Raw genomic sequence first — 25,900 nt, 5'->3', positions numbered from 1 at the left:
TGGCGAGTTCGCCCGTGGGCTCGTCGGCCAGCAGCACCGCGGGATCGTTGGCCAGCGCCACGGCGATGGCGACGCGCTGCTGCTGCCCGCCGGACATCTCCCGCGGGCGGCGGTCGCGGCAGTCGGCGACCCCCAGCAACTCCATTAGGTTCAGGGCGCGTTCGGACCTGGCGCGACGGGATGTGCGGACGCCGGACAGTTGGAGGGGGAGAGCGACGTTCTGGGCGGCGGTCAGATACGGCAGGAGGTTGCGGGAGGTCTGCTGCCAGACGAAGCCGACGACCTCCCGGCGGTAGGCCAGGCGGTCCTTGGCGGTCATGGTGAGCAGGTCCCGGCCGGCGACCCGCGCCGTCCCGGCCGTGGGGGTGTCGAGTCCCGCGAGGATGTTCATGAGCGTGGACTTGCCGCTGCCGGACGCGCCGACCAGGGCCATCAGCTCGCCCTCGCGGACCAGCAGGTCCAGGCCCTGGAGCGCCTGCACCTCCACCCCGGCGGCAGAGAAGACACGGACGAGGCGGTCACAGGTGATCAGGGCGTCGTGGCCGTAGGCCGGGCGGTCGCGGGCCTCGGCGGCGCGGCCGGCCAGGTCGGCAAGGGTGGGATGCGTCGTCATCGGGTCTCCTGGACGGTTGGACAAGCCCTTCATCGCGCGTCCCCCGCCCTCAGTTCCCGCACCGACCCCTGCCTGCCGGTCCACCACGCCTGCACTCCCGCCACCCCGGCCGCCAGTGCCACGACGATGATCGCCGGGACGGTCAGGGAGAGGGTGTCCGTGTGCAGCTCGGCAGCCCCGGCCGGCGTCTGGGCCGAGGCCAGCGCGATGGTGGTCAGGTCGATACCGGGCGCGAGGAGGCGGATGGCGGCCCAGCCGGTCAGGGTGCCGCCGGCCGCGGCGAGGAGGGCCTGGGGGAGCGACTCCAGGACGAGGAGGCGGCGGCCCTGGGCCCGGGTGAGGCCCATCGTGTGCAGGCGTGCCAGGAGGGCGGCGCGTTCGGGCGCGGCACGCAGCAGGGCCAGGAGCAGCGCCAGGACCGCATAACCGGCGCCCGCCCCCACGGCCGCCGTGTACACCCGCTCGGCACCGGACTGGAGCGGCGAGTCGGCGTACCGTGCCCGCTCCTGCGCCCGCAGCCGGACGGCGGTCGAGGCTCCCGCCGCCGTGCGCAGCGCCTTCGCGTCCATGTGGTCCCCCGTCAGCAGCAGGGTGGTCGGCCGGGCGGCGGTGGAGTCCAGACCGGCACGGTCCACGACGAGGAAGTCCGTGCCGGAGACGGCCGGGGTCCGGGAGCGTACGACGGTGATCCGGACGGTCACCGGGCTGCCGTCCGCCAACCGCACCGGGAAGGGACGCCGGGTGCCGTAGGCCCGAGCGACCGACGGGGAGGCCAGGGCGGGCAGTGGATCCCCGGCCCCCGCACGGTCCAACAGCCCCTGCCCGAAGGCGCCCAGCCCCGTCCGTTCCGCCAGCGCCCGGTACGCGTCCGGCTCCACACCCACCAGCGGCACCGAATCCTGCCCGTCCTCCGGCTTCGCCTGGTAGGCGATGCTCACCGCGGCGACCCCGTCCACCCCGGACACGCCCCGGACCCGTTCGGCGAGCCCCGAGGGCAGTGGCGCGTCGGCGTCCACGCGGGCGTCGGCGCCCACCGTCAGCAGCGCCGCCCGGTCGCGTGCCTCGGCCACGCCCGCCAGGACGGAGCCGCCGAACGCGGCCGTGGTCAGCGCGGTCAGCAGTGCCAGCAGCGGGAGCACCGCCGAGACCGAGGTACGGCCCGCGCGGGCCAGCGACAGATGGCCGACCACCCCGCGCAGCCGTCCGGCGGGCCGGGCCAGCCGCCGCAGGAGGAGCGGATACAGACGGGCCAGCAGCAGCGCCGCGATCACGCCGACCAGCACCGGCGCGAGGGACACCAGCTGATCCCCCGAGGGGCCGTCCGCGGACGAGCCCGACGTCCCCCGTCTGCGCAGCGACTCCACGGCCCCCGCCGCCAGCAGGAGCAGCGTCAGCTCGGCGACCGTGCGGCGCCGGGACGGACGTACGGCCGCCACGTCCTCGCGCGGACCGGTGACGCGCACGGACCGGTGGGTGAGCGCGACCCGCAGGGGGAGCGTGGCGCAGGCGGTGACGGTGACGGCGAGCGCGGCGGCGACGGCGTACGGCGTCCGGCCCTCGGGGACGGTGAGCAGCGCGATCGCGAGGCCGAGCACGCCGGCGGGTACGGCGGCCACGGCCGTCTCGGCGCACAGCCGTCCGGTGAGCCCGCGCAGGGAGGCACCGCGGGCGCGCAGCAGGGCGAACTCGCCGCGGCGCCGGTCGGCGGCGAGGCCGCCCGCCATGAGGAGGACGACCGCGGCGACCGTCCCGGTGCCGCAGGCGGCCACGGCGACGAGCGGGCCGATGCCCGAACGCAGCCGCGAGAAGGAGGAGAGGACCTCGTCGAGTTCGGTGTCCACCTCGGCGCCCGAGTCGGTGGCGGCGCGGGCCCGTCGCAGGCCGGGGCCGGACTCCAGGGCGGCCACCGCCGACTTCAGTCTGCCCAGGTCGTGGGCGTGCAGGACGTCCAGGCGGGGGGCCAGCAGCCAGTAACGGGCCGGGTCGCCGTCCGTTCCCAGCATGGCGGGGGCCGCCTCCTCGGGCAGCAGCAGGGCGCCGAGCCAGTACTTCTGCGGGTCCGGGCCCGGTGTCGGCAGGCTCACCAGGGTCGGGGTGCGCAGCAGGGGGCGGGTCGACCAGTAGGCGCCGGCCGGGTCGCGCGGGGCGAGGATGCCGGTGACGCGGACGGCGAGCGGGGTGCGGGCCACGCCGGGCACGTGGATGACCGAACCCGCCTCGATGTGCAGGCTCCTGGCCGTCGCGGCGGAGACGGCTGCCTCCACCTCGGAGGTCGTCGCGTCCATCCGGCCCGGGGCGCGCGGCAGCCGTCCCTCGCGCACCCGGGCGTGCTCGGCCAGCCCGCTCTGCGCGACGAGGGCGACATGGGCCGGCAGACCGGTGGGCCGGGGTATCCAGGCGTCGGGCACCTCCGGGGGCTTGCGGGTGATCACCCCGTACGCCGACTGGTCCCGGTCGACCGTCAGCGGCCGTGAGACGGCCGTGAGGATGTGCTCGTGCTGCTTGCGCAGGGTCCCGGGGCGCAGCGCCGGCGCCTGCTCCTCCGGCGGCAGGACGTAGCCGAGCGGCGAGGCGGTCACCTGGACGGTGGTGCGGTCGGGCCGGGCCTGGCGCACGGCCCGCAGCAGCCCGGCGTCCTCGTACCGGTCGACCGCGCGCGGGAACGCGGCGGCCAGGGACGCCGTCAGCGCCACCAGCACGGCGAGGGCGACGGCGGCCAGGGGCGCGGCCCGCAGCCGGGTGCGCACCCACAGGACGGTCACCGGGTTCACCTCACTCACCTCCCTGGTCCCGCAGCGCGCGCGCCGGATCCGCCCGCCGCAGCGCGAGCGCGGCCGTGACGAGCAGCGGAGTGGCCGCCACGGCCGTCAGCAGCAACGCCACCCGGCCGGGCGGGAGTTCGACCAGCAGGTCCGGAACCGGTCGGGTCGCCTGGTCGGTCAGGACGATCAGCGGGAGCACGGCCCGGGTCAGCACGGCGCCCAGGGCAAGGCCCACCAGCAGCGCCAGGCCGAGCAGGACGCCCTGCTCGGCGGCGATGGTCCGGGCCAGCCGGCGGCGCGGGGCGCCCAGCGCGCGCAGCACCGCGAACTCGGCGTTCCGCTCGCGCAGGGATCCGGCCGCGCCCACCGCGAAGCCGACCGCGGCGAGGGCGGCCGCCACCACGGCCGCCGCGGCGAACGCGGCCTCCGGACCCGCGCCGAACGGATCGTCGCGCAGCTCGGCGGCGATCTCGTCGCGCACCACGACCTGGCCGGGGTCGACGTCCGGCAGTGCCCGCACGGCGGCGGCCACCGCGGCCGCGTCGCCCGGAGACGTCCGCAGCCACCACTCGGTGGGGGTGACTCCCTCGCCGTAGCGCGCCTCCAGTGCGCGGTTCACGGACCGCAGATCGACCAGGACGGCGCCCCCGTCGTGCTCCCCGGTGTTCGCCGGGTCGGTGGTGGCGGGCAGGGCCCGTACGGACCGCACGATCCGCACCGGCAGACTCCGGCCGCCGAACGTCAGGTCCACGCGCTGCCCGGTGCGGGCGCTCGCCGAGGAGAGGAAGCGGTCGGTGGCGACAGCGGTGACCTCGGGCGCCGCGGGCTGGGCCACCCGCAGCCGGACGGCCACGGAGGCCACCGTCCAGATGTCCTTGTCCGGGAGGTATCCCGTGCCGTAGTCGACGGTCAGCGGCCCGGTCGAGCGCACCCGGGGCCGGGTGGGGCTGGTGGCCGCGTTGGACGAGGCGTCGCCCCCGGTCCGCACGGCCGCGGTCCAGGACGCCGGGAGGGACAGCCGCCGGACCCTTCCCCCGGCGTCCGTGGCAGTCAGCTCCGAGACGGTGAGGCGGTGGTGCTCGGCCCGTTCGGCGGGCTGGGCCATGTCGAGCCGCAGCCCCGTGAGTGTCGACGGGCCGGGGGAGGAGCCGAGGCCGAGGGACAGGGCGTGCGTACGGCCGTCGGTGGGCAGCCGGCCCATCGGCAGTTCGTAAGGGACCCCGTAGCGGTCCTCCAGCGTCACCGTCACCTCGGCCGTCGTTCCCGTCCCGGTGGAGCTGTGGATGCCCGCGGTCAGCCGCAGGCGGCTGGGGCCCGCGGGCACCAGGGTTCCGGCGGCCGAACCCTTCGGCGTCAGCGCGGCCAGCATCGGCCGCACCGGGCCGGACGCCAGGTCCCGGCGCATCAGCACCGCGTCGGCCGCGTGTGCCGTGTCCAGGGCCAGCACGGTCGCCGACCGGTCGCCGGACAGCGGCTGCGCGGTCCGTACGGCGGGGGCGGCCTCCCGCACGTGGGCGAGGGACGCGTAGGTGTCGGTGCGGCCGAGCCCGCCCTCCCCGGCGGCCTGGATCCGTACCGGCACCCCGGCCCGGAAGTCCGCCTGGTCGTCCTGCGAGCGGTCCCAGGAGGCGCCCTGCCCGATCGCCAGCATGCCGAGCGCGACGGCGAGGACGAGCAGCAGCACCGGGCCCGCCCCACGCATCGGGCGGCGGCTGAACTGCCATCCCGCCAGCGCCACCGGCAGCCCCCGTCCGGCGGCAGCCCGGCGTTCCGCGAGCCGGGCCACCGGCGGCAGCAGCCGCAGCGTCAGCACCGTTCCGGCGAGCAGCGCCAGGGCGGGCGCCTCCGTCTCCCCGCTTCGGGCGCCCCGGGCGAGGCGGGCGCCCGCGACCAGCAGCGGATCGATGCCGAGCGCGCCGACGGGGGTCCCCCCTGCTCGAGCGGGGTCGAGAGCTTGGGGGAGGTCGGCGGCCACGGCACCGGAGGTCTGCCGGCTCAGCTGCCAGTACGCCACCCCGGCGACCACCAGCAGCCCGACGTCGGCACCGGCCCGCACGGGAGCGGGCAGCGCGCGCGCCCGGCTTGTGCGGAAGAAGGCGCGCGCCCGGCCTCCCTCACCCCTGTCACCCGCCAGCGCGGGCACCGTCACGGCCAGCGCGCATCCCAGGGCCGCGCCCGCCGCAACCAGCCACACCCCGCCTCGTCCACCGGCCGGGGTGTCCAGGCGCAGCCCGATGCGGGCCAGCGCGCCGTGCCCGGCCAGCAGCCGGGTCAGCGGCCCGGCGACCAGTGGCGCGCACACGGCCGCGGGCAGCGCGAGCAGCAGTGCCTCCCCGGCGGCGAGGCGCGCGCGCCGGGCGCGCGAGCCGCCGCGCGCCCGCAGCACCCGGGTCTCGCCATCGCGTTCGGTGCTCAGCAGCCGGGCGACGAGCAGCAGCGCGTATCCGGCGAGCAGCACGAGCTGCAGGGCGACGATCAGCAGAGTGGACCGGGAGACGACCAGCGAGCGGTCGATGCGGTCCAGAACGTCGGGCAGGGACGTGGTCGATGCCGTCACGCCGCTCAGTGCGCCCGGCTTCCGCAGTGCCGCGCCGCCCTCGAGGGCCGCTTCCCGCAGGGCCCCGATCCGCCCGGTCGTCACGGAGGCGAAGTCGGCCGACGCCAGCCATGCGGACGACCCGGCGCTCACGGCCTTGCCGGTGAGGACCGAGGGGTCGGCGAGCAGCGGGCCGTACGTCGTGAAGCCGGCCTTCCTGATCCCGCGGCCGAGCAGGTCGTCCAGCTGCCAGTAGGGCGCGGTGACGGTGGCCGGGCGGTACAGCCCGGTGACGCGGACCCGTACCGCCGGGCCGTCGAGCCGGTCGGCGAGGGTCAACCGGTCGCCCGCCTCCAGTCCGAGGCGCTGGGCGGCGGTACGGGGCAGGGCCACCTCGACACCGTCGGAGGTGTGCCGCGGGAACCGCCCTGAGACCAGCCGCACCTGCGTCCGGTCCAGGGACGCGAAGTAGGTCAGGTCCGGGTCCTCGGAACCGTCCGACCGCGGCCGCAGAGCGCCGGGCAGCGCGTACGGTCCCGACCGCACCAGGGTCCGTACGGTCACCGGCAGCCCGTCGAAGGTCTTCCGGGCCCCCTCGCGCACGGTGGCGTCGGCGGCCGCCCGCCCTTGGGCCGGTAAGTCGGCCTTGACCACCAGTGCGGTGTCGGCGGCGTTGCGGGAGTCGTTCAGGGAGTGGCGCAGGGCCGCGTCGCCGATCGCGCCCGAGTACGCGGTGAGCGTCGCGAGCACGGCGGTGGTCAGCAGGACGGTGAGCAGCGCGGCTGCGAGCAGCAGCCGGTGTGCCCGCGCGCGTAGGACGACGAACCCCGTCACCCGGCCCCCGTGTTCTCCGGACTTCCAGTTCCCCCGGCGATGCTGGCAGAGAGAACCGGCCGGAGGTAAGCGCTTGAGAACGGACCTTGACCGGATCGAGACCGGAATCCGGCGTCGGGCGACCGGAATCCGCCCCTCAGGCGATCCGGACCTCAGCCGATCCGGACCTCAGCCGGCCGGCTCACTCCGGGGTGTTCACCATCGAGGCCGCCGCGTACGTCAGGTAGTTCCACAGCGTGTGCTCGTGCTCCTCGGACAGGCCGAGCTCCTCGACGGCCGCCCGCATGTGCCTCAGCCAGGCGTCGTGCGCGGCCCGGTCGACGGTGAAGGGGGCGTGCCGCATGCGCAGCCGGGGATGGCCGCGGTTCTCGCTGTACGTCGTCGGGCCGCCCCAGTACTGCATCAGGAACAGGGCCAGTCGCTCCTCGGCCGGGCCCAGGTCCTCCTCCGGGTACATCGGGCGCAGGAGCGGGTCCTCGGCGACTCCCTCGTAGAAACGGTGGACCAGCCGGCGGAAGGTCTCCTCCCCGCCGACCTGCTCGTAGAAGGTCTGCTCCTGAAGCGTGCCGCGCCGAATCTCTTTCACCCGTACATGGTCTCAGACGGGGTGACCCAGGACTGAGGGCTTAGGACCACCGGTGCCCGGCCGTACTCGCCTCCCGCCGTCCCGCGCCGCACAGTGGAGCCATGGGCGCACACGCTCGCGGCAGGGAGCTGGAGGACATCGCCGCCTCGGCGCGGGCGGCGCTGGTGCGCGAGATCGAGGCGACCGGGGCCTGGACCGAGGACCCGGTCTGGCGAGAGGCCTTCCTGCGGGTGCCGCGCCATCTCTTCGTGCCGTACTACTACGTCGGCGTCCCGGGCGGCTTCGAACGCTGCTGGAGCGAGAGCCCCGATCCGGGGGAGCGCGAGCGCTGGATGCGCGGCGCCTACGCCGACGATCCGCTGGCCACCCGGGTGCGCGACGGCGAGCTGGTCTCCTCCAGCAGCCAGCCCTCGCTGATGGCCACCATGCTCGCCGGGCTGCGGGTGGCGGACGGCGACCGGGTCCTGGAGATCGGCGCGGGCACCGGCTACAACGCCGCCCTGCTCGCCCACCGGCTGGGCGACGACGGCCTCGTCACCACCATCGACCTGGACCCGGAGATCACCGAGTCGGCCCGGCGGCATCTGGCGGCCGCCGGGTACCACCCGGTGGTGGTCACCGGCGACGGGGCGCGGGGAGTCCCGGAACGCGCCCCCTTCGACCGGATCATCGCCACCTGTGCACTCCAGGCGGTCCCGCGCGCCTGGCTCGCCCAGTGCGGCCCCGGCGCGCGGATCCTGACACCGCTGGCCACCGGCCTGGTCGTGCTGACCGTGAGGGACGCCGGGCATGCCGAGGGCCGTTTCCTGCACACGCCCGCCTACTTCGTGCCGTTGCGCGGCGAGCGCAGATACGAGCCAGAGCCGGCATCCCTGAGCGAGGTGCCGCGCCGGGCCCGGGAGGACGAACTGTTCCGGTTCCTGCTGGCCCTGACCCGGGGCAGCCTGGAGCCGCCGGAGGCGTACGCGCTGTGGGAGCGGCAGGGCATGCCGGTACGCGAGCGCTACGGCATCACGGTCCGCGGCGAGCGCGAGTGGGCGTGGCTGGACGACCCGGAGGGGCCCTGCGCGTGGCTCCTGCCGGGCTGACCGGACCGGCGGGTCAGCCGCGCCGGATCGTGATCGTCGTCCAGGCGCCCACGTGGACCCGGTCGCCGTCCTGCAGCGGCACCGGCACGAAGGGCTGGATCGGCTCCTCCGAGCCGTTGACCGTCGTCCCGTTCGTCGAGTTCTGGTCGACGACCGCCCAGGTGCCGTCCGGCTGCTGGACCAGGACCGCGTGCTGGTGCGAGACGCCCGGGTCCTCCGGCGGCACCGACAGGTCGATGTCGGGGGTGTCGCCGGTGGAGTGGCGGCGGCGGCCGATGGTGACCTGGTTACCGGTGAGCGTGCGCTGCTGCTCGGGCGAGTACGCGGGCAGGTTGAGGCCGGCGGCCTCCGGACCCGAGCGATGCATCATCGCCATGAAGTACTCGCGGTCCGGGCCGATGGTCGCCGTCCAGGTCGCCGGAGCCTGGGGGGCCTGCGGGAAGGCGGAGCCGGGGGCCTGGGTGGAGCCGGGCTGCGGGTAGCCGTAGCCACCGCCCCGACCGCCGTTGCCCGGGCCGGCCGGGCCGCTGGTCGGCGGGGAGATGACCCAGTCGTCGTCACCGCCGCCGAAGGACGGACCGCCGGCCGGCCCACGGCCGGTCTCCTGCGGGAAGGCCGGGGGCGCGGGGCGGCCGGGGTGTACGACGTGGCCGTGTTGGTCAGGAAGTTCCACCGGCACTCTTCGCAGAACGGCGCACCGCCCTCACGGGGCGTGCGGCACTGCGGGCAGAGCTCCGGCTCCGCGCCGGACGGGTTCGGACGGCCTGCGGGCCGTCCGCCCGGGCCCGGTGGCGGCGGCGGGAACCCGTAGCCGCCACCGGCCGGCGGCGGAGGAGGGGGCGGAGGTACGGCACCGGCCATGCGGTGACCGCAGACCTCGCACCAGTCGTCGGAACCCGACTGGTGTCCGTTCGGGCAGGTCGGCATGTCGGCGCTTCCCCCTCTCTGTCAGGATCTTCCTGAGGTCGTTCTTAGGTCACTTCTTTACACGAACAGTCTTTGTGGACCGTGTCTCGAGGGTCATCTCGTCGGCCTCCGTGACCTTCGCCTTCAGTCGCACAGTACCTGTCGCGGCATCGACCACGTCCACCACCTTCGCAAGCAGTTTCGCAGTATCGGCGTTCCCCGAGGCGCTCGCCAGCTGAACGGCCCTGCCCAGTTTGGCCGTTGCTCCGTCCATATCTCCCGCTTTGCGGAGGTCCAGACCCTGCTGGATGGCCTGGGCCAGTTCGGCCTGGCCGGTGTAGTGCGCGACCTGCGGGTTGATCGAGGTGGACGCGGCCATGTCGTCGGTCCACACGGCCCTCACGAGGCCCTGGGCGCCGAGGTTCTGCGCGGTTCCTCCCCCACTCTCGGTTCCGCTCGGGCGGGAGGCGCCCTCAGGCTGTGGGACGACCAGGGAGACCCGGGCGGCCAGCATCTCCCGGCCCAGGCCCGCCGAGGGGACCTCGACACAGACGTGGTAGTCACGGGACTCGTCTCCCCAGGAACCGGTGGGGTAGTCCCCGGCGCGCGGGCCCGCCTCGGTGCGGCGGTCGGTCAACTCCACCACCGTGGGCGCCACTTGCTTGACGAATTTGATGGTCGTGCCGACCGGCGTCCACACCCGCAGGGCGACGTCCGCGACCTCCTTGCCCATCGCCGTCTCCATCATCCGCGTGAAGTCGGCGGCAAGGCCGGTCGGGTCGGCGACGATGTCGGCGGTGCCGAGCAGGGCGGAGGCGATTCCTGTGACTTCTTTCACTTCCCAGTCGGTGCCCACGCCCCGCGCGTCGCAGGTGAAGCGTCCGGCGCAGGAGTCGAGCGCGGCACGCAGGTCCTCGGGCGACTCGTGTTCGTTGCGGCCGTCGGTGAGCAGGATGCCGTGCCGGATGGCGACGTCCGCCGAGGACAGCAGGCGGTCGGCGAGCCGCACCCAGGTGCCGATGGCCGTACCGCCCCCGGCGCTGAGCTTGCGCAGCGCCTGCTTGGCCTGGTCGCGGGTGGTGGCGTCGGCGACGGCCAGGCGGCCGTTGCCCGGGTAGACCTCCTTGGCGACGTGGGTGCCGCCGATCACCGCGAAGTGCACGCCGTCGCGCAGGGTGTCGATCGCGGCGGCCGTGGCGTCGCGGGCGTTGCGCATCTTGGTCGGCGGGTAGTCCATCGAGCCCGAGCAGTCCACCATGATCGCCACCGCCGCGGAGGGTCCCTGCCCGGACGAGTACAGCTGTGGCGCGCCGACCGCGCTCCCGATCGTGCCGCCGCCCGTCGCCGTCACGGTGACGATCGCGTTCACCTCGCGGCCGCCCTCCGGCAGGTACTCGTTCTGGTAGACGTCCACCGAGAACTGCGGCACGTTCGACTTCGAGAAATTGGCCATGGCTGCTGCGATCCCCCTCTGAACCCACGGGTTGCGTGGGTGACGACTGTAGGCGGACCGGTCCCCTCCGGTCCGCTCAGGTTTGCCCGTATGCGGCTGTTGCGTCCGTATGCGGCCTCAGGCCGATCCTGCCCCCTGCGGCGAGGCGGGGAACGGGACGACGGCCACTGTTACGTTGTCGTGGCCCCCGCCGTCCAGCGCGTGGCCCACCAGGACCCGGGCGCCGTGCAGTGGCCGGGCGGCGGCGTCCGCCGGGACGACCTCGGCCATCTCCTCCGCAGCCTCCGCGTAGTTCCACAGTCCGTCCGTGCAGACCACCACCGCGCCCGCCCGGTCCGGCTTGAACGAAGCGGTGTGCGGCTCCAGTTCGTAGGCGTCCGCGCCGAGCCAGCCGGTGATCGCGTGGGCGCGCTCGTCGGCGTACGCCTCCGCCTCGTTCATCAGACCCGCGGCGACCATCTGCGCGGCCCAGGAGTCGTCCTCGGTGAGCCGGGCCGGGGGCGAACTGCGGTCCACCGGAACCCAGTAGGCGCGGCTGTCGCCGACCCAGCCGACGACCAGCAGCCCGGAGGCGACCACCGCGCCGACGATCGTGCAGGCCGGGGCGTTCTGGTGCGGGGCGTGCTCGCGTGCCGTTTCCGGCTCCTCCGCCAGCGCGTTGACCGCCTGCGCGGCCACGATGATCGCCTCGTGCATCGCCTGCTGCGGATGCGTGCCGCGCGGCAGGGCGGCCAGCAGCGACTCACCGGCCGCCTGCGACGCGGCGAGCGAGGCGTCGTCGGCGCGGGTCGCCGAGGACACGCCGTCGCAGACGATCGCCACCGACGCGGACGAGCCGTCGGGCAGCACGGTGTGGCCGATCGCGAAGGCGTCCTCGTTGCGGTGGTGACGCAGCCCGCGGTCGCTGACCGCGGCCACCGGGCCGGACTCCTGTTCCATGTGGTCGCGCTCGCGCGGCTGTGCGTGCCCGCAGTTCTCGCAGTAGCCGTCGCTGTCGACCCGGCCGGCCCGGCACGCCACACAGACCTTGGCCCCGTCCGCCGCCGCGGCGTCGGCCGCCCCCCGCGGGTCCGGCGCCTGCAGCGGGTACTCCTCCGGCTCCGGCGGCCGGTCGAACCGTACGCCCGAGGCCGGGGAGACGGGGGAGCCCGACGCAGGCGGCAGCGCAGAGCCGCCCGAGTCGGTGCCCGGGAGATCCGCCGGCAGATGCACCGCCGGCGGAGTGTCCGAGCCGTGCGGCTCGTGCGCGACGGGCCAGTCCTGGCCGTCCCCGGCCGAGCCGGCGCCGTTCATGGTGAGCGTCGGGTGGTCCTGCTGCGGGGCGGGCGCCACCGACAGGTCGTACCCGCACGCACCGCAGAAACGGTCACTCGACTCGAGCGGCTCGGCGCAGCTCGGGCACTTCGACGGTGCGGCCTGCTGGGGCATCTGCGACATCAACTACACCCACGTCCGGGGGCGGTAACGGTTGGCCCGTTCCACCAGGTCGATCCTCTCCTCGCCGCCGGGCGCGAGCCGGGCCAGCGTGCGGTACGAGCGCTCCAGACCGAAGCGGAGGCCCCGCTCGTCCAGCCCGCTGCCGAGCAGCACCCGTCCGCCGGCAGCGGGCTGCGCGCTCTGGCCACCGGAGAGTATCCAGTCGAGGGCGCTGCCGAGCACCTCCGCGGACAACTGCTCACGGCGTGCCGGGTCCAGACCGTACGCGTCGAGGGCCTCGACCTGTCCGGCGGCGGCGGTCAGGTCTTCCAGGAACGGCGTGTCCCCCGCGGCCGCCGTGCGCTGCCGCAGCCGCGCCCGTACGGCGGCCACCCGGGCGGCCGTGTAGTGGATGGAGGATTCCGGGACCGACTCCAGCGTCCGTACGGCTCCACGGCGGTCGCCCGACGCGAGCTGGACCCGGGCCAGACCGAACGCCGCGCTCACGAAGCTCGGGTCGGTCGACCACACCAGGCGGTAGTACTCGGCGGCGTTGTCCAGCTGGCCGAGCACCTCCGCGCACAGACCGAGCGCCAGCTTGGGCGCGGCCTCGCCCGGGAAGGCGTCGTAGACCGCGTCGAACGCCAGCGCTGCGCCCTCGAAGTCGCCGGTCACCAGCGCGGCCACACCCCGGTACCACACCACCCGCCAGTCGTCGGGCCGTTCGTCCTCCAGCTTGGTCAGGGACATCAGCGCGGCATCGGAGTCGCCGGTCTCCAGCCGGGCCCGGACCTGCCGCAGCCGTGTCTCGACGGTCTGCTGCGGGGCCGCGGCGAGCGCGCCGATCAGCTCGCCCGGCGCGGACGTCATCAGGCCCGCCAGGAAACCCGCGCCGGGATCCGTCGGGTCGACTAGCGGGACGGGCAGCGCGAGCGCGGCGGCGGCTGTGGCGATCGGCCTGACCAGGCCGGGCGAACCGGTCGCGGACTCCGCGGCGGCGGAGGCGGGCATCCCCGTGTCTCTCGCCCCGAGCCGTGACACGTCCCCGTCCAGCTTCGGGAACAGCTCCGTGTCGGTGACCTTGATCTCCGGGCCGAACAGCGTCGACAGCGCGGGCCGTGCCTTGCCCGTCTGGAGCGACACGACCTCCCGCAGCACGCCCGTCAGCTGCTCGGACATCTCCTGCGCGGAGGCGAACCGGCGCGCCGGGTCGGGATCGGTGGCGCGGACCAGCAGCCGGTAGAAGGACTCGTACCGGCGGAAGACGTCGATGTTGTCGGGGTCGGGCAGGGAGTCCACGAAGACGTTCGTGTAGCCCTGGAAGTCGAACGTCAGGACGGCGAGGGTGCGGCCGACCGTGTAGAGGTCGCTCGCCACCGACGGGCCGACCTCCGCAACCTCCGGCGCCTGGTAGCCGACCGTGCCGTAGATGGCCGACTCGTCGTCGTCCATCCTGCGCACCGCGCCCATGTCGATCAGCTTGAGCTGATCCTCGGTCTGGATCGCGTTGTCGACCTTGAAGTCGCAGTACAGCAGGTTGCGGCTGTGCAGATGGCCGAGCGCCTCCAGGGCCTCGATGCCGTAGGCACAGGCCTGCTCCACCGGCAGCGGATCCCGGCGGCCGTCCGAGGCGCGGCGCGCGTTGGCGATCTCCTTCAGCGACTTGCCGCCGACGTACTCCATGACGATGTAGCCGTCGAGCGAGCCGGTGCGCTGGTCGAGGTGCTCCACGAAGTTGTAGATCCGCACGATGTTGGCGTGCTCGATCTCCGCGAGGAAACGCCGTTCGGAGATCGCCGCCGCCATCGCGTCCTGGTCACCCGTGTCGAGCAGACCCTTGAGCACGACCCAGCGGTCGGACACCGCCCGGTCCACCGCCAGGTAGATCCAGCCCAGTCCGCCGTGCGCCAGACAGCCCACGACCTCGTACTGGCCGTGCACGATGTCGCCGCCCCTGAGCTTCGGGACGAACGAGTACGGATGGCCGCACTTGGTGCAGAAGCCCTCCGTACGGCCCTCCCGCTCACCGCGCGCGCGTCCCACCGGCGCCCCGCAGTCCGAGCGCGAGCAGAACCGCTTGCGCTCCGGCACCTCGGGGTTCTCCAGCACCATCGCCCGCGGGTCGGGCCGCGGCACCTGGGGAACCGACACCAGCCCGGCGCCCAGCCGGCTGCGGCCCGACGACCCCGTGCTGGAGCCCGAACTGCGCACCGACACCGAGCGGCCGGTGGACCTGCCCGAGACCGAACGCGACAGCCGTCCCGACACCGAGCGCCGCGACTTCGACGACTGCGACGACGTACGCGAACTGCGGCCGGTGGAGCGCGAACCGGAGCTGCCCGCCGAGCCCTTGCCGCCGCCGGTCATGCCGGTGGGCGGCGAGCCGACCGACCCTTCCCCAAGCTCTTGGCTTCGCTCGAGCAGGGGAGACCCCGATGCCGAGACGACCGGCGCCAGGCCGCAGGTGTCGCAGTACAGCTCACCGCCGCCCACGTCCTCGTACGACCCGTCACAGCCCGGCCGCTGACACGCCTGCCCCGCCTGACTCATGGCTGACCACTCCCCCTCCGGTCCTGAGGCCCGCCCTGCTCCGGCACCCGCGGGCCGCCGAGCAGCTCGGCCGCCGCCTGCTGGTAGCGCAGCACGGTCTGTTCGGCGACGCGCAGATCGCACGGCGCGCTCCACAGCATGCGGCGCGCCGCGTCGTACCGCTCGATCAGGAACGGATCCTCCGCGAGCCCGTGCCGGGCCACCTTCGCCTTGTACGCGTCGAGACGGCCGCGCAGCTCGGCACGGACCGCCAGCGGCGCGGTGACCGCGGTCAGCGACTCGCGGGCGCGCAGCAGTTCGTCCTCCGCCTTCTCCTCCAGGGACTCCAGGAGCGGGGACAGCCGGTGCCACTGGGCCTGTCTGCGGTACTCGGCGGCGGTCGCCAGCTGTTCCTGCAGCGCGGTCGGCGGGCCGCTGACGACCGGCACCTCCGTGGCCGCGATCTTCGCCAGGACCTCGCCGCGCGCGGCGCGCGCCTCGGCGAGCGTGCGGTCCGCGCGGGAGAGCACGTCCCGCAGCTTCACCAGCCGCTGCTCGGCGTCCTGCCGGACCGTCAGCACGGCGTCGATCTCCCGCCGCACCTCCTCCAGGGCGCGCGCCTCACGGTCGTACACCGTGGTGTCCGGCCGGCCGCCGCCCGGCGCCGAACTGCCCGGCGCCGGAACCCAGAACGCGAGCGGGTCGGAGACGACGTCCTCGCGCAGCTTGGTGAGCGTGCGCGTGATGCGCTCCAGGTCGTCGCCGGACGGGTGCTCGCCGGGGCGCACCCCGACGGAGTGCGCGAGCTTGCGGGTGCGCTGGAGCTCCGCGGCCAGTAAATCTATGCGGGCGGGCAGCGCGGACCAGACCGCGTCGGCGGTCACGACCATGTCCAGCGAGCTCGCGTACAGCTCGTTCATCCGGTCCACCAGCGCCGCCAGCGTGAACCGCTGGCTCAGCCGGCCCGCGGCGGACAGCAGCGTCGGCGCGTTCGCGGTCGCCGTGGCGCTGCCCGCGACCGTCACCGACTCGCCGCGCAGCAGCTCGGTCAGCTCCACCAGGTCCTCGCGGCTGGACCAGCGGCGCCGGGCGCGGACCTCCCGGGCGCTGCGCAGCGTGGCCGTGTACGCGTCGAAGTAGGTCCACAGCAGGGTGATCGACGCCTCGGCGGCCGTCCAGCGCTCCTTGGTCGTGCCGGTGAGCTCCGCGCCCTCGAGGAGTCTGCGGCCCGCGTGGTCCTGCAGGGCGAGGAGCGAGCTCTCGATCGCCTCGTGCTCCGCGCCGAGCCGCGCCAGCGCACGGTCCACCTCGTCCCGGTCCATCACCGGCCCGGTGGGGTCCGTGACGCCCATCGATCACCTCTCGCTGCTGTCTGGGGCTGTGTGGCAGGGGTCAACTGGTCAGCTGTTGCGGAGATACTCCGGCGCGGGTGGCTTCGACGGTGTCGAGTCCTCGCCCAGTGTCGCCGACAGCCACTTGTCGTACGACGACTGCCAGCCGCTCGCGCGGTAGTCCACCAGGATCCGGTTGACCCGGCGTACCAGATCGTCGGCGTCCTTCTTCATCGCCACGCCGTAGTACTCGGTGGTGAAGGCGGCGCCCTTGAGGGCCACCGTCGGGTCCTGGGCGGCCTGGCTCGCGGCGAGCGCGCCGTCGGTGACCACCGCGTCGACCTCGCCGAGCTGCAGCCGCACCAGGCAGTCGAGCTGGTTGGGGACCGTGTGGTGGATGTCGGCGGAGGAGACCAGCCGGCCCGCCTTCTGGTCCGCGTCCAGCTTGGCGTAAGCGGTGGAACCCGTCGCCGTGCAGATCTTCTTGCCCGCCAGCGTCTTGTCGTAGCCCTTGATGGGCGACGACTTGGACGCCAGTACCGTCTGGCCCGTCTTGAAGTACGGGGCGGAGAAGGCGACCTGGCCGAGGCGGTCGCAGGTGATGGTCATCGTGCGCACGACCATGTCCACCCGGCCGTCCTGGATCGCCGGGATGCGCTGGCTGGTGGGGATCGCCTTGAACTGGACCGCGTTCGGGTCGCCGAGGATGTCCTGGGCGATCCGGTGCACGAGGTCGATGTCGAAGCCCTCCAGCTCCGCGTCCTCTTTGTTCGGATTGCGGTAGCCCCAGTGGTAGCTGTTCTGGTCGACGCCGACGATCAGCTTCCGCCTGGCGCCCGTACGGGCCTTGATGGCGTCGATCGTGGGGCCGTCCGCGCCGGACGGGGACAGCGTCTCCTTCTGGGCCTTCGAGTCCTCGCAGTCGTCCGCCCGCGCCGGACTGCCGGTGGCGACGCCGGGGCCGCCGACACCCACGGCGCCGTCCCCGCCGCCGTGCGGCTGGGTCAGCGGCAGCAGGAGGACGAACGCCAGCGCCAGGGCGCAGACGACCGCCATCGCACCCACTCCGCCCCAGCCGCGCAGGGAGGCCCGCGCACGTGCCGCGTTCATCTTCACGCCCCCTTTCACCGGTACTCCGAAAGCCTGCGGCCGATGCCGAGCAGCGCGCCCGCCGCACCCAGGACGCCGAGGACGGCGGCACCGATGGGCAGCCCGGTCATGGCGTCCCGGCCGTCACCGGCCGACTGCCTGAACTCGGTCTGCTCGTGCGCGATCGCGTTCTTCAGATTGTCGTCCACGCTGTCGAAGCACTCGCCGGTCGCGCCCTTGGCGCCGATCACCTTGTCCAGCGCCTGCTGGTAGTTGCCGTTCTCGTCCTCGGTGCGGGCCGACGCGTGGCGCTTCTTCCACACCGTCATGTTGCCCTCGGCCGCCTGGACCGGATTGCTCCCCGCACGGTCGTCGGCGAGCTTCTCCGCCTCGGCCAGGCCCTTGCCCAGGACGTCCATGTCCTTGTCGAAGTCGTAGTAGTACGCGTCGTACGTCTGACCGCCGACCGTGACGGTCTCGGCGCCGCGGGCCACCAGGCTCAGGTTCTCGTTGCCCCGGGCCTTCAGGGAGGCGATGCGGGCGTCGTGCAGCACGTTGAGCGAGCGGACCCCGTGGTCGTAGGAGCCGTTGAGGCCCGCGCGGGCGACGCTGTGGCCGACGACCAGCCAGAGCAGGACCACCGTCGCGGTGGCCGTGGCGGCGACCATGCCGTGGTTCAGCACGCGGTTGGTGCGCCGGTAGTTGCGGTGCTGGACCCAGGCGAGCGCGGCGAGCACCAGGACGCCCAGGGCGATCGCCGCCCACGGGTAGGGTGTGGCGTCCGCGTAGTCGGCCCGCAGCCGCTGGTTCTCCTTCGTGTAGAGGTCCTCCGCCGCCGGGAGCATCTCGTTCTGCATCTTGTCGTTGGCGTAGCGCAGGTAGGCGCCGCCGACGGGGTAGCCCTGGCGGTTGTAGGTGCGGGCCCGCTCGACCAGGCCCTTGTACTCCGGCAGGAGTTTGTTGAGCTTGGAGATGGCCGCCTCGGAGGGCGAGCCGGGGTCGGACGCGGCGGCCGCCGTGACGAGCTTGGCGGCGGCCGTGCTGATGTCCTTCTCGTACCGGTCGCGGGAGGCGGCCGTCTCCTGACCACCCGCCAGGAAGCCGCTGGAGGCGGCCGTGTTGGCGTCCGCCAGGGAGCGGTAGATGTCGGCCGCGTCCGAGCTGAGCGGCTGGCTGCTGTGCAGCACGTCGTCGGCGGCGGCCGCGCGGTCGGTCGTCTGCCAGGCGGTGACCGCGCCGAACGCGACGACCAGGAGGGCCAGTAGGGCGCCGATGATGCGCAGCCGGCCGGGCTCGGTGGTCGCCGCGGCGCGCAGCCGGTCGGCGCCCTCGACGAACGCGGTACGACGTGTCCGGTCCGGCCGGCCCGCGGGCGCCGGGGGCCCGGGCTGGGGCGGGATCACGGGCACGGTGGGCACGCCGGAACCCGGTCCCGGTGGCGCCGCGCTGCTCTTCGGCGGGTGTGTCACTGTTGACCTCCCCCATGGTCATCGTTCGCCGCCAGTATCGCCGCCCGGACTGACATTCCGCACCGGTCTTCACTGGATCTTGATCGGATCGCAGTCCAGTCGACTTGCGGCGCGGTGCGCTGTCTGCACCACCCCCTGCCCATGAATACGCTGCGGGAATCTGTTCGGTTCCCGTGCTCCTGCCGCGCCGCTCAGGACTCCCAGTGGGCCCGCGCCCGCTCCTGCGCCGCCGGACCCGCGCCCACCCGGTCCAGCCCCAGCAGCGCCGCCCCCAGCACCGGGCTCGCCGTCACCACGCGCGGCACCGCCTTCGGCGCCCGGGCGGCCAGCAGATCCCGGACGCCGTCGTCGAGCTGGGGGTGGCCGGCGGTGAGGACGCCGCCGCCCAGCAGCACCGGGGTCTCCTCGTCCAGCAGGTCCAGCCGGGACAGGGCCACCGTGGCCAGGGTCACGACCTCCTCGGCGAGGCGGTCGACGACCGAGCGCGCGACCGCGTCCCCCCGCGCCGCGGTCTCGAACAGCACGGGCGTCAACTCGTGGCGGCGGGCGTGCTCGACGTGCTCCAGGTGCAGGGCCCCGATGAGCGCGTACATGGAGTCCAGGCCGAAGTGGGCGGGGAGGGTGCGCGCCAGTTCGGTGGGCTTCCCGCGCCCGTCCTCCGCGCGGGCCGCGTGCCACAGGGCCTCCTCGGCCAGCCCCCAGCCGCCGCCCCAGTCACCGGAGATACGGCCTATGGCCGGGAAGCGGGCGGTGCGGCCGTCGGGGCGCATGCCGACGCAGTTGATGCCGGCGCCGCAGACCACCGCCACACCGCGCGGCTCGGCCACGCCCGCCCGCAGGATCGCGAACGTGTCGTTGCGGACCTCGACCGAAGCCCCCCAGCCGCGGGCCAGCAGCGCGGCCGCCAACTGCTCCTCCTCCACGGGAAGATCGGCGTTGGCCAGGCACGCGGAGACGTGGGAGACGGAGGCGACACCGGAGTCGGCGTACGCCCGCGAGACCGCCGCGGCCAGCTCGTCCACCGCCGTCTCCACGCCCACCGCCGGCGGCCGGAATCCGCCGCCCCGGGCCGTGGCCAGGACTTCCCCGTCCATCGCCACCACCGCGACGTCGGTCTTGCTGTTGCCCGCGTCGATGGCGAGGACGCTTGCGGTCAGGCCCACGCGAGGTGCTCCCGGTTGTGCGCGATCAGTCGGTCGGTCAGGGTTTCGGCGTACGCGTACTGGCCGATCAGGGGATGGGACAGCAGGGCCTTGAAGACCCGGTCGCGTCCGCCGCGCAGCGCCGCCTCCAGGGCCAGTTCCTCGTACGCGGTCACGTTCGCCACCAGTCCGGCGAACAAGGGGTCCACCGCGGGCAGCGGCAGCGGGACGGGCCCCTTCGGGCCGACCGCCGCCTGCACCTCGATCACGGCGTCGTCGGGCAGGAAAGGCAGCGTTCCCCGGTTGTACGCGTTCACCACCTGGTAAGGGCTGCCCGCCCCGCCCAGCAGTGCGGCGGCGAGGTCCACGGCGGCCTCCGAGTAGTAGGCGCCGCCCCGCTTGGCGAGCAGCTCCGGCTTCTCGTCCAGGGCCGGATCGCCGTACATCCGCAGCAGTTCGCGCTCCATGGCGGCCACCTCCGCCGCCCGGGAGGGCTTGGTGCGCAGTTCCGCCACGACCGTGTCGTGCGCGTAGAAGTACCGCAGGTAGTACGACGGGACCACGCCCAGGCGGTCCAGGAGGGGGCGGGGCAGCCGCAGGTCGTCCGCGACGGTGTCGCCGTGCTGGGCCAGCAGCTTCGGCAGGACGTTCTCGCCCTCGGGGCCGCCCAGCCGTACGCCCGTCTCCCAGGTGAGGTGGTTGAGGCCGACGTGGTCCAGATGGACGTCGCCCGGGGCCACGCCGAGCAGGGCGGCGAACTTCCGCTGGAAGCCGATCGCCACGTTGCACAGCCCGACCGCCCGGTGCCCGGCCCGGAGCAGCGCGCGGGTCACGATCCCGACCGGGTTGGTGAAGTCGATGATCCAGGCGTTCGGGTTCGCACGGCGGACCCGTTCGGCGATGTCGAGGACCACGGGCACCGTCCGCAGCGCCTTGGCCAGGCCGCCCGCGCCGGTGGTCTCCTGCCCGATGCATCCGCACTCCAGGGGCCAGGTCTCGTCCTGCTCGCGGGCCGCCTGACCGCCGACGCGCAGCTGCAGCAGCACCGCGTCGGCGCCCTCGACGCCGGCGTCCAGGTCGGAGGTGGTGACGATCCGGCCCGGGTGTCCCTGCCTGGCGAAGATACGGCGGGCCAGGCCGCCCACCAGCTCCAGCCGTTCGGCGGCGGGATCCACCAGCACCAGTTCCTCGATGGGCAGGGTGTCACTCAGCCGGGCGAAGCCGTCGATGAGTTCGGGTGTGTAGGTCGAGCCTCCGCCGACCACGGTGAGTTTCATACGTGGTTAACCCTTCACTCCGGTGAGCGTGACGCCCTCGACGAACGCCTTCTGGGCGAAGAAGAACACGAGGATCACGGGGGCCATGACCAGCACGGTCGCGGCCATGGTGAGGTTCCAGTCGGTGTGGTGCGCGCCCTTGAAGGACTCCAGGCCGTAACTCAGCGTCCAGGCGCCGGGGTTCTCGGACGCGTAGATCTGCGGGCCGAAGTAGTCGTTCCAGGCGTAGAAGAACTGGAACAGCGCGACGGCCGCGATGCCGGGCTTCGCCATGGGCAGGACGACCCGCAGCAGGGTGCGCAGGTCACCGCAGCCGTCGACCTTCGCCGCGTCCAGGTACTCGTTCGGGATGGTCATCAGGAACTGGCGCAGCAGGAAGATCGAGAACGCGTCGCCGAACGCCATCGGGATCATCAGCGGCCACAGCGTGCCGGACAGATCGAGCTGCTTCGCCCAGAACAGGTACATCGGGATGATGATCACCTGCGGTGGCAGCATCATCATCGAGATCACCAGCATGAGTGACAGGCTGCGGCCGGGAAAGCGGAACTTGGCGAGCGCGTACGCCACCGGGACCGAGGACACGACGGTCAGGACGGTCCCCAGACCGGCGTAGATCAGGGTGTTCTTCCACCAGGTCAGGAAACCGGGGGTGTCGAACACCTTCTTGTAGTTGCCCCACTCCCAGGTGTGCGGGATCAGGTCCCGGCTGAGGGCCTGGCTGTCGCTCATCAGCGAGGTCAGGAACACGAACACGAAGGGCAGCGTGAAGAAGAGGGCGGCGGCGACCCCGAGGGAGTGGACTGCGATCCACTCCAGGAGGGCCTTCCGGCGGGCGGTGCGCTCGGCGGGTGAGACGGCCGGCCGCAGTTCCACCGGCTTGTCCAGTACTTGGGTCATGGTCAGTCACCTGCCTGGATGAGACCGCCCCGGCGCCGCATCAGGAGCGCGGTGAACGCCATCGACAGGGCGAAGAGGACGAGGGCGACGACGCACGCGGAGCCGTAGTCGAAGCGCTGGAAGCCGAGGTTGTAGACGAGCTGGGGGAGGGTGAGCGTGGACTTGTCCGGATAGCCGGGCTCGAACTGCGTGCCCGCGCCCTGGATCACGCCGGAGGCGACCTTCCCCGCGATCAGTGGCTGCGTGTAGTACTGCATCGTCTGGATCACTCCGGTGACGACCGCGAACATCACGATCGGGGAGATGTTCGGCAGCGTGACGTACCGGAAGCGCTGCCAGGCCGACGCACCGTCCAGTTCGGCCGCCTCGTACTGCTCCGTCGGCACGTCCAGCAGGGCGGCCATGAAGATGACCATCAGGTCGCCGACGCCCCACAGGGCGAGCAGGGTCAGGGCCGGCTTGGACCAGGTCGGGTCGTTGAACCAGCCCGGCGCCGGGATGCCGGTCTTCTCCAGGATGGAGTTGACCGGGCCCGTCCCGGGGTTGAGCAGGAAGGCGAAGGCCATCGTCGCGGCAACGGGCGGGGCGAGGTAGGGCAGGTAGAAGAGGGTGCGGAAGACACCCGTGCCCGTCTTGATCTTCGTGATCAGCATTCCGACGCCGAGTCCGAACAGGACCCGGAGGGTGACCATCACGAGGACCAGCCACAGGGTGTTGCGCAGGGCGGGCCAGAAGAGGGGATAGTGCTCGAAGACGTACGTCCAGTTCTTCGTTCCGCTCCACGTCGGCGGCCTGAAGCCGTCGTAGTGCATGAACGAGAAATACACCGTCGAGATCAGCGGGTACGCGAAGAAGACCGCGAAGCCGATCAGCCAGGGCGACATGAATGCGACCGTCCGAAGCGCCGCCCGGCGGCGCTTCGACGCGAGGGTTACCGTGCTCATCGCTGCGCTACTTCGCCTGTGCGATGTCCGTGTCGATCTGCTTGGCCGTGCTCTCCAGGCCGGCCTTCAGGTCCTTGGCCTTTCCGCTCTCGTAGTCGTACCCGAACTGCTGGATCGTCACGAGGTACACGCCGCCGTTGATCGAGGCGGGAGTCGTGGTGGAGTCCGGGTTCGCGGCGATGTCCAGGAACGTCTTGAACCGCGGGTCGTACTTCAGCTTCGGCGACTTCAGCGCGGCCAGGGTGGAGGGCACGTTGTGGATGGCGTTGGAGAAGTTCACCACCGCGTCCGTGTCGGTGGTCATGTACTTCACCAGCTCCCAGGCCGCGTTCTGCTTCTTGCTGGTGGCGGCGATGCCCGCGATGGTGCCGGTGATGTAGCCCTTGCCGTACTGCGACGCCTGGTCGTCGGGCACGGGCAGCGGGGCGACGCCGACGTCGAACTTCGGCTTGGCGTCCTCGGCCATGCCCAGGCGCCACTCGCCGTCCAGCTGCATGGCGACCTGCCCGGTGTGGAAGGGGTGCTTGGCGCCCCATTCGTCACCGAGCGTGGAGCGGAACTTCTCCAGCTTCTGGAAGCCGCCGAGTTCGTCGACGAGCTTCTTCTGGAGCTTGAACCCGGCCTCGAACGCGGGGTCCTTGGCGAGGTTCGACTTTCCGCTGCTGTCGAAGTACGTCGGTGAGAACTGCGCGAAGTAGTGCTCGGTGGTGGATTCCCAGCCGTGGTAGTCCGGCATGAATCCCAGCTGCTTGTAGCCGTCGCCCTGGGTGATCGTCAGTTTCCGGGCGTCCGCCTCGAATTCGGACCAGGTCTTCGGCGGGCTGGTGATCCCCGCCTTCTTGAAGGCCGTCTTGTTGTAGTAGAGCCCGTACGCGTCGCCCAGCAGCGGCACCGAGCAGCGGTTGCCGTCGAACTGGGTGTACTCGTTCATCGCCTTCGGGAAGGTCGTCTGCGGGTCGATGCCCGACTTCTTGAAGAACGGGTTCAGATCGACCAGGGCGCCCGACGAGCAGAACTTGCCGACGTTGTTGGTGGTGAAGGAGGAGATGACGTCGGGGGCCTTGTCGCCGCCGCTGCGCAGCGACTGGTTGATCTTGTCGTCGGTCATGTTGCCGACGACGTTCACATGGATGTTGGGGTGCGCCTTCTCGAAGCCGGCGATCAGCGACTTGACGGCCGCCACCTCGTTGGGCGCGCTCCAGGCGTGCCAGAAGTTGATGGTCGTGTCCTTGGACGCGTCGTCATCGGCACCGGAACTCGACTGACCGGTACAGGCGGTGGTGAGCAGGACGGCGGAGGCGGTGAGGGCAAAAGCCGCCTTTCGGGCGACTTCGGGTATGGCTTTGGGCATGGCGAGGTCTCCCAGGGACGGGGTGGGTGAGAGGTGAGGGGGAAGATGCGAGGGGCAGGGGGAGGGTGGTGCGGGGCGATCAGCGCGAGGTGTCGAAGACCTCGTCGCGCGTGGCCGCCAGCGCGCTCTCCAACGCGCCGCGCAGCACGGGGTGTTCACGGACGTCGCCGACGACGAGGCGTGGACGGGCCGCCGCCAGCTCCTCGAGCTCGGCCTGGACGAGGGCGCGCAGCACCTCTCCGCCGGAGGCGAGGGCGGAGCCGCTGAGGACGACGAGTTCGGGGTCGAGGACGGAGACGAGGGAGGCGAGACCGGTGGCGAGCCGGGTGGCGTACGTGCGCAGCAGCTCGTGGTGGGGTCCGCTGGTGTGGTCGGCGGCGCGGGCCACGAGTGCGGCGGCGGCCTCGGCGTACGGGCCGGCCGGCAGGTCCTCGATGCCGAGCTCCCGGGCCAGCCGGGGCACGGCCTGTGAACCGGCCAGTTCCTGGTAACCGCCGCTGTTGGCCTTGGTCACCTGGCGCACCAGGGGCGTGCCGGGCACCGGCAGGAAGCCGACCTCTCCGGCGCCGCCGGTCCAGCCGCGGTGCAGCCGGCCGCCGAGCACCAGGGCGGCGCCGAGGCCCTCCTGGTTCCACAGGAGCACGAAGTCGCCGTGGCCCCGGGCCGCGCCCAGCCGCTGCTCGGCTATCGCGACGAGGTTCACGTCGTTCTCGTACTCGACCGGCATCGGCAGGGCCGCGGCGAGTTCGTCGAGCAGCGCGGGCGAGTGCCAGCCCGGCAGGTGGGAGGCGTAGCGCAGCCGGCCGGTGTTGGGGTCGAAGGCACCGGGGGTGCCGATGACCAGCCGGTGGACGTCGTCCCGGGCCAGCCCGGCGGCCTTCACCGCGCCGTCCAGGGCGTCGGTGACCTGCTGGACGACCGGTTGGGCCGGGCGCCTTCCCGGGGTCGGGAGTTCGTACTCGCCGACCGTGCGCCCGGTGATGTCGGCGACGGCGGCGCGGATGCGGCCGGGGGTGACGTCGAGGCCGGCGGCGTACGCGGCGGCCGGGTTGACGGAGTACAGCTGTGCGCTGGGGCCGGGGCGGCCCTCGCTGGTGCCGGTGGCCCGGACCAGTCCGGCCGACTCCAGGCGGGCCAGCAACTGGGAGGCGGTCGGCTTGGAGAGGCCGGTGAGCTTTCCTATCCGGGTGCGCGACAGCGGGCCGTGCTCCAGCAGCAGATCCAGTGCGGCGCGGTCGTTCATGGCGCGCAGGACGCGCGGGGTGCCCGGCGTACCGGCTGTTCCTGCCATGAGGGTCGACACCTGCCTTTCCAACTGCCCAGCTTCCCAGTGACCTGGGCGGGAAGTCCACCCGGTGATCGATTCCGGGGTGCTCCGGCGATCACCATTGATCACTGTTAGGAAAGTTTCCTATTGGGTGGGAGGAACGTAAGCCCAGGACGAAGGGGGCGTCAATAGACACCGCCCCCGAGGCAACAGAGTCGTTACCTCGGGGGCGGTTGGGGTGCCGTTGTGGCTGGTTCACCTCGGCGTGGTCACCCGTGGCCATCGCGGCGCCGGTGGTGGCCGTGCCCGCGAACAGTCGCGGTGGAGCGGGCCGGGGCGGGGGAGGCGGAATGACCTGGCCCGCGGAGTCGAGCCCCGCGACCGACCCGGGGGGCGGGAGGCCCGCC

The 25,900-nt window shown here is 73.0% G+C and carries 17 protein-coding genes and 1 pseudogene; 1 reads left to right on the top strand and 17 read right to left on the bottom strand.

What is annotated here, in order from left to right:
- The 4 genes from ACFW2E_RS11895 to ACFW2E_RS11880 all read right to left on the bottom strand — a co-directional run.
- The coding region (locus tag ACFW2E_RS11895; RefSeq protein ID WP_384465178.1) for an ABC transporter ATP-binding protein at positions 1-613 on the bottom strand (613 nt) is incomplete at its 3' end.
- Positions 614-642: 29 nt separating this feature from the next.
- Positions 643-3,384 (bottom strand): ABC transporter permease, encoded by a 2,742-nt coding sequence (locus tag ACFW2E_RS11890; protein WP_384465181.1) that lies wholly within the window; start codon positions 3,382-3,384, stop codon positions 643-645.
- A 1-nt stretch (position 3,385) separates the two neighbouring features.
- Complete coding sequence (locus ACFW2E_RS11885; protein ID WP_384465175.1) at positions 3,386-6,745, bottom strand: FtsX-like permease family protein; 3,360 nt, start codon at positions 6,743-6,745, stop codon at positions 3,386-3,388.
- A gap of 181 nt (positions 6,746-6,926) precedes the next feature.
- Positions 6,927-7,331: a globin gene (locus ACFW2E_RS11880; RefSeq protein WP_384465172.1), complete on the bottom strand. Its 405-nt coding sequence runs from the start codon at positions 7,329-7,331 to the stop codon at positions 6,927-6,929.
- Positions 7,332-7,432: 101 nt separating this feature from the next.
- Here ACFW2E_RS11880 and ACFW2E_RS11875 point away from each other — a divergent pair, with 101 nt between their 5' ends.
- Positions 7,433-8,419 carry a methyltransferase domain-containing protein gene (locus ACFW2E_RS11875; protein WP_384465170.1) on the top strand — a complete coding sequence of 329 codons (987 nt, stop codon included), beginning with the start codon at positions 7,433-7,435 and terminating at the stop codon, positions 8,417-8,419.
- 13 nt (positions 8,420-8,432) lie between these two features.
- Here ACFW2E_RS11875 and ACFW2E_RS11870 read toward each other — a convergent pair.
- From ACFW2E_RS11870 to ACFW2E_RS11810, 13 genes and pseudogenes are all read right to left on the bottom strand, one after another.
- Positions 8,433-9,346: pseudogene (locus ACFW2E_RS11870) on the bottom strand (FHA domain-containing protein).
- Positions 9,347-9,395: 49 nt separating this feature from the next.
- A complete protein-coding gene (locus ACFW2E_RS11865) occupies positions 9,396-10,778 on the bottom strand; it encodes a VWA domain-containing protein (protein WP_384465167.1) in 1,383 nt (460 codons plus the stop codon).
- A gap of 117 nt (positions 10,779-10,895) precedes the next feature.
- On the bottom strand, positions 10,896-12,215 hold the full coding sequence (locus ACFW2E_RS11860) for a PP2C family serine/threonine-protein phosphatase (RefSeq protein WP_384465164.1): 1,320 nt from the start codon (positions 12,213-12,215) through the stop codon (positions 10,896-10,898).
- 3 nt (positions 12,216-12,218) lie between these two features.
- Positions 12,219-14,744 (bottom strand): tetratricopeptide repeat protein, encoded by a 2,526-nt coding sequence (locus ACFW2E_RS11855; RefSeq protein WP_384465161.1) that lies wholly within the window; start codon positions 14,742-14,744, stop codon positions 12,219-12,221.
- Positions 14,741-16,075 carry a hypothetical protein gene (locus ACFW2E_RS11850; protein WP_384465159.1) on the bottom strand — a complete coding sequence of 445 codons (1,335 nt, stop codon included), beginning with the start codon at positions 16,073-16,075 and terminating at the stop codon, positions 14,741-14,743. Before ACFW2E_RS11850 ends, ACFW2E_RS11855 begins: the two co-directional genes overlap by 4 nt.
- Positions 16,076-16,123: 48 nt before the next feature.
- The gene (locus ACFW2E_RS11845) at positions 16,124-17,164 is read right to left on the bottom strand and encodes a glutamate ABC transporter substrate-binding protein (protein WP_384465156.1); all 1,041 of its coding nucleotides are present in this window, start codon (positions 17,162-17,164) and stop codon (positions 16,124-16,126) included.
- A 14-nt stretch (positions 17,165-17,178) separates the two neighbouring features.
- Positions 17,179-18,612: a hypothetical protein gene (locus tag ACFW2E_RS11840; protein WP_384465153.1), complete on the bottom strand. Its 1,434-nt coding sequence runs from the start codon at positions 18,610-18,612 to the stop codon at positions 17,179-17,181.
- A 191-nt stretch (positions 18,613-18,803) separates the two neighbouring features.
- The gene (locus ACFW2E_RS11835) at positions 18,804-19,775 is read right to left on the bottom strand and encodes an N-acetylglucosamine kinase (RefSeq protein WP_384465150.1); all 972 of its coding nucleotides are present in this window, start codon (positions 19,773-19,775) and stop codon (positions 18,804-18,806) included.
- The gene (locus tag ACFW2E_RS11830) at positions 19,766-21,031 is read right to left on the bottom strand and encodes a 6-phospho-beta-glucosidase (protein WP_384465147.1); all 1,266 of its coding nucleotides are present in this window, start codon (positions 21,029-21,031) and stop codon (positions 19,766-19,768) included. Before ACFW2E_RS11830 ends, ACFW2E_RS11835 begins: the two co-directional genes overlap by 10 nt.
- 6 nt (positions 21,032-21,037) lie before the next feature.
- The gene (locus tag ACFW2E_RS11825; protein ID WP_384465144.1) at positions 21,038-21,931 is read right to left on the bottom strand and encodes a carbohydrate ABC transporter permease; all 894 of its coding nucleotides are present in this window, start codon (positions 21,929-21,931) and stop codon (positions 21,038-21,040) included.
- Positions 21,932-21,933: 2 nt separating this feature from the next.
- Positions 21,934-22,875, bottom strand: a complete 942-nt coding sequence (locus ACFW2E_RS11820) for a carbohydrate ABC transporter permease (RefSeq protein WP_384465142.1) — start codon at positions 22,873-22,875, stop codon at positions 21,934-21,936.
- Between the two features lie 7 nt (positions 22,876-22,882).
- Positions 22,883-24,226, bottom strand: coding sequence for an ABC transporter substrate-binding protein (locus tag ACFW2E_RS11815; RefSeq protein WP_384465139.1), 1,344 nt, complete (start codon positions 24,224-24,226; stop codon positions 22,883-22,885).
- A 79-nt stretch (positions 24,227-24,305) separates the two neighbouring features.
- The gene (locus ACFW2E_RS11810) at positions 24,306-25,517 is read right to left on the bottom strand and encodes an ROK family protein (RefSeq protein ID WP_384465136.1); all 1,212 of its coding nucleotides are present in this window, start codon (positions 25,515-25,517) and stop codon (positions 24,306-24,308) included.
- Positions 25,518-25,900: the final 383 nt, after the last annotated feature.

This window comes from Streptomyces sp. NPDC058964 (assembly GCF_042741275.1).
GTDB lineage: Bacteria > Actinomycetota > Actinomycetes > Streptomycetales > Streptomycetaceae > Streptomyces.
Note: the sequence above shows the minus strand (reverse complement) of the source record. Positions and strands in the feature narration are given on the sequence as shown.

Excerpts from the sequence above, each read along its gene's own strand:
- ACFW2E_RS11845 (WP_384465156.1), bottom strand. The coding sequence starts at position 17,164 with ATGAACGCGGCACGTGCGCGGGCCTCCCTGCGCGGCTGGGGCGGAGTG.
- ACFW2E_RS11830 (WP_384465147.1), bottom strand. The coding sequence starts at position 21,031 with ATGAAACTCACCGTGGTCGGCGGAGGCTCGACCTACACACCCGAACTC.
- ACFW2E_RS11820 (WP_384465142.1), bottom strand. The coding sequence starts at position 22,875 with ATGAGCACGGTAACCCTCGCGTCGAAGCGCCGCCGGGCGGCGCTTCGG.
- ACFW2E_RS11850 (WP_384465159.1), bottom strand. The coding sequence starts at position 16,075 with ATGGGCGTCACGGACCCCACCGGGCCGGTGATGGACCGGGACGAGGTG.
- ACFW2E_RS11810 (WP_384465136.1), bottom strand. The coding sequence starts at position 25,517 with ATGGCAGGAACAGCCGGTACGCCGGGCACCCCGCGCGTCCTGCGCGCC.
- ACFW2E_RS11865 (WP_384465167.1), bottom strand. The coding sequence starts at position 10,778 with ATGGCCAATTTCTCGAAGTCGAACGTGCCGCAGTTCTCGGTGGACGTC.
- ACFW2E_RS11860 (WP_384465164.1), bottom strand. The coding sequence starts at position 12,215 with ATGTCGCAGATGCCCCAGCAGGCCGCACCGTCGAAGTGCCCGAGCTGC.
- ACFW2E_RS11875 (WP_384465170.1), top strand. The coding sequence starts at position 7,433 with ATGGGCGCACACGCTCGCGGCAGGGAGCTGGAGGACATCGCCGCCTCG.
- ACFW2E_RS11815 (WP_384465139.1), bottom strand. The coding sequence starts at position 24,226 with ATGCCCAAAGCCATACCCGAAGTCGCCCGAAAGGCGGCTTTTGCCCTC.
- ACFW2E_RS11825 (WP_384465144.1), bottom strand. The coding sequence starts at position 21,931 with ATGACCCAAGTACTGGACAAGCCGGTGGAACTGCGGCCGGCCGTCTCA.
- ACFW2E_RS11855 (WP_384465161.1), bottom strand. The coding sequence starts at position 14,744 with ATGAGTCAGGCGGGGCAGGCGTGTCAGCGGCCGGGCTGTGACGGGTCG.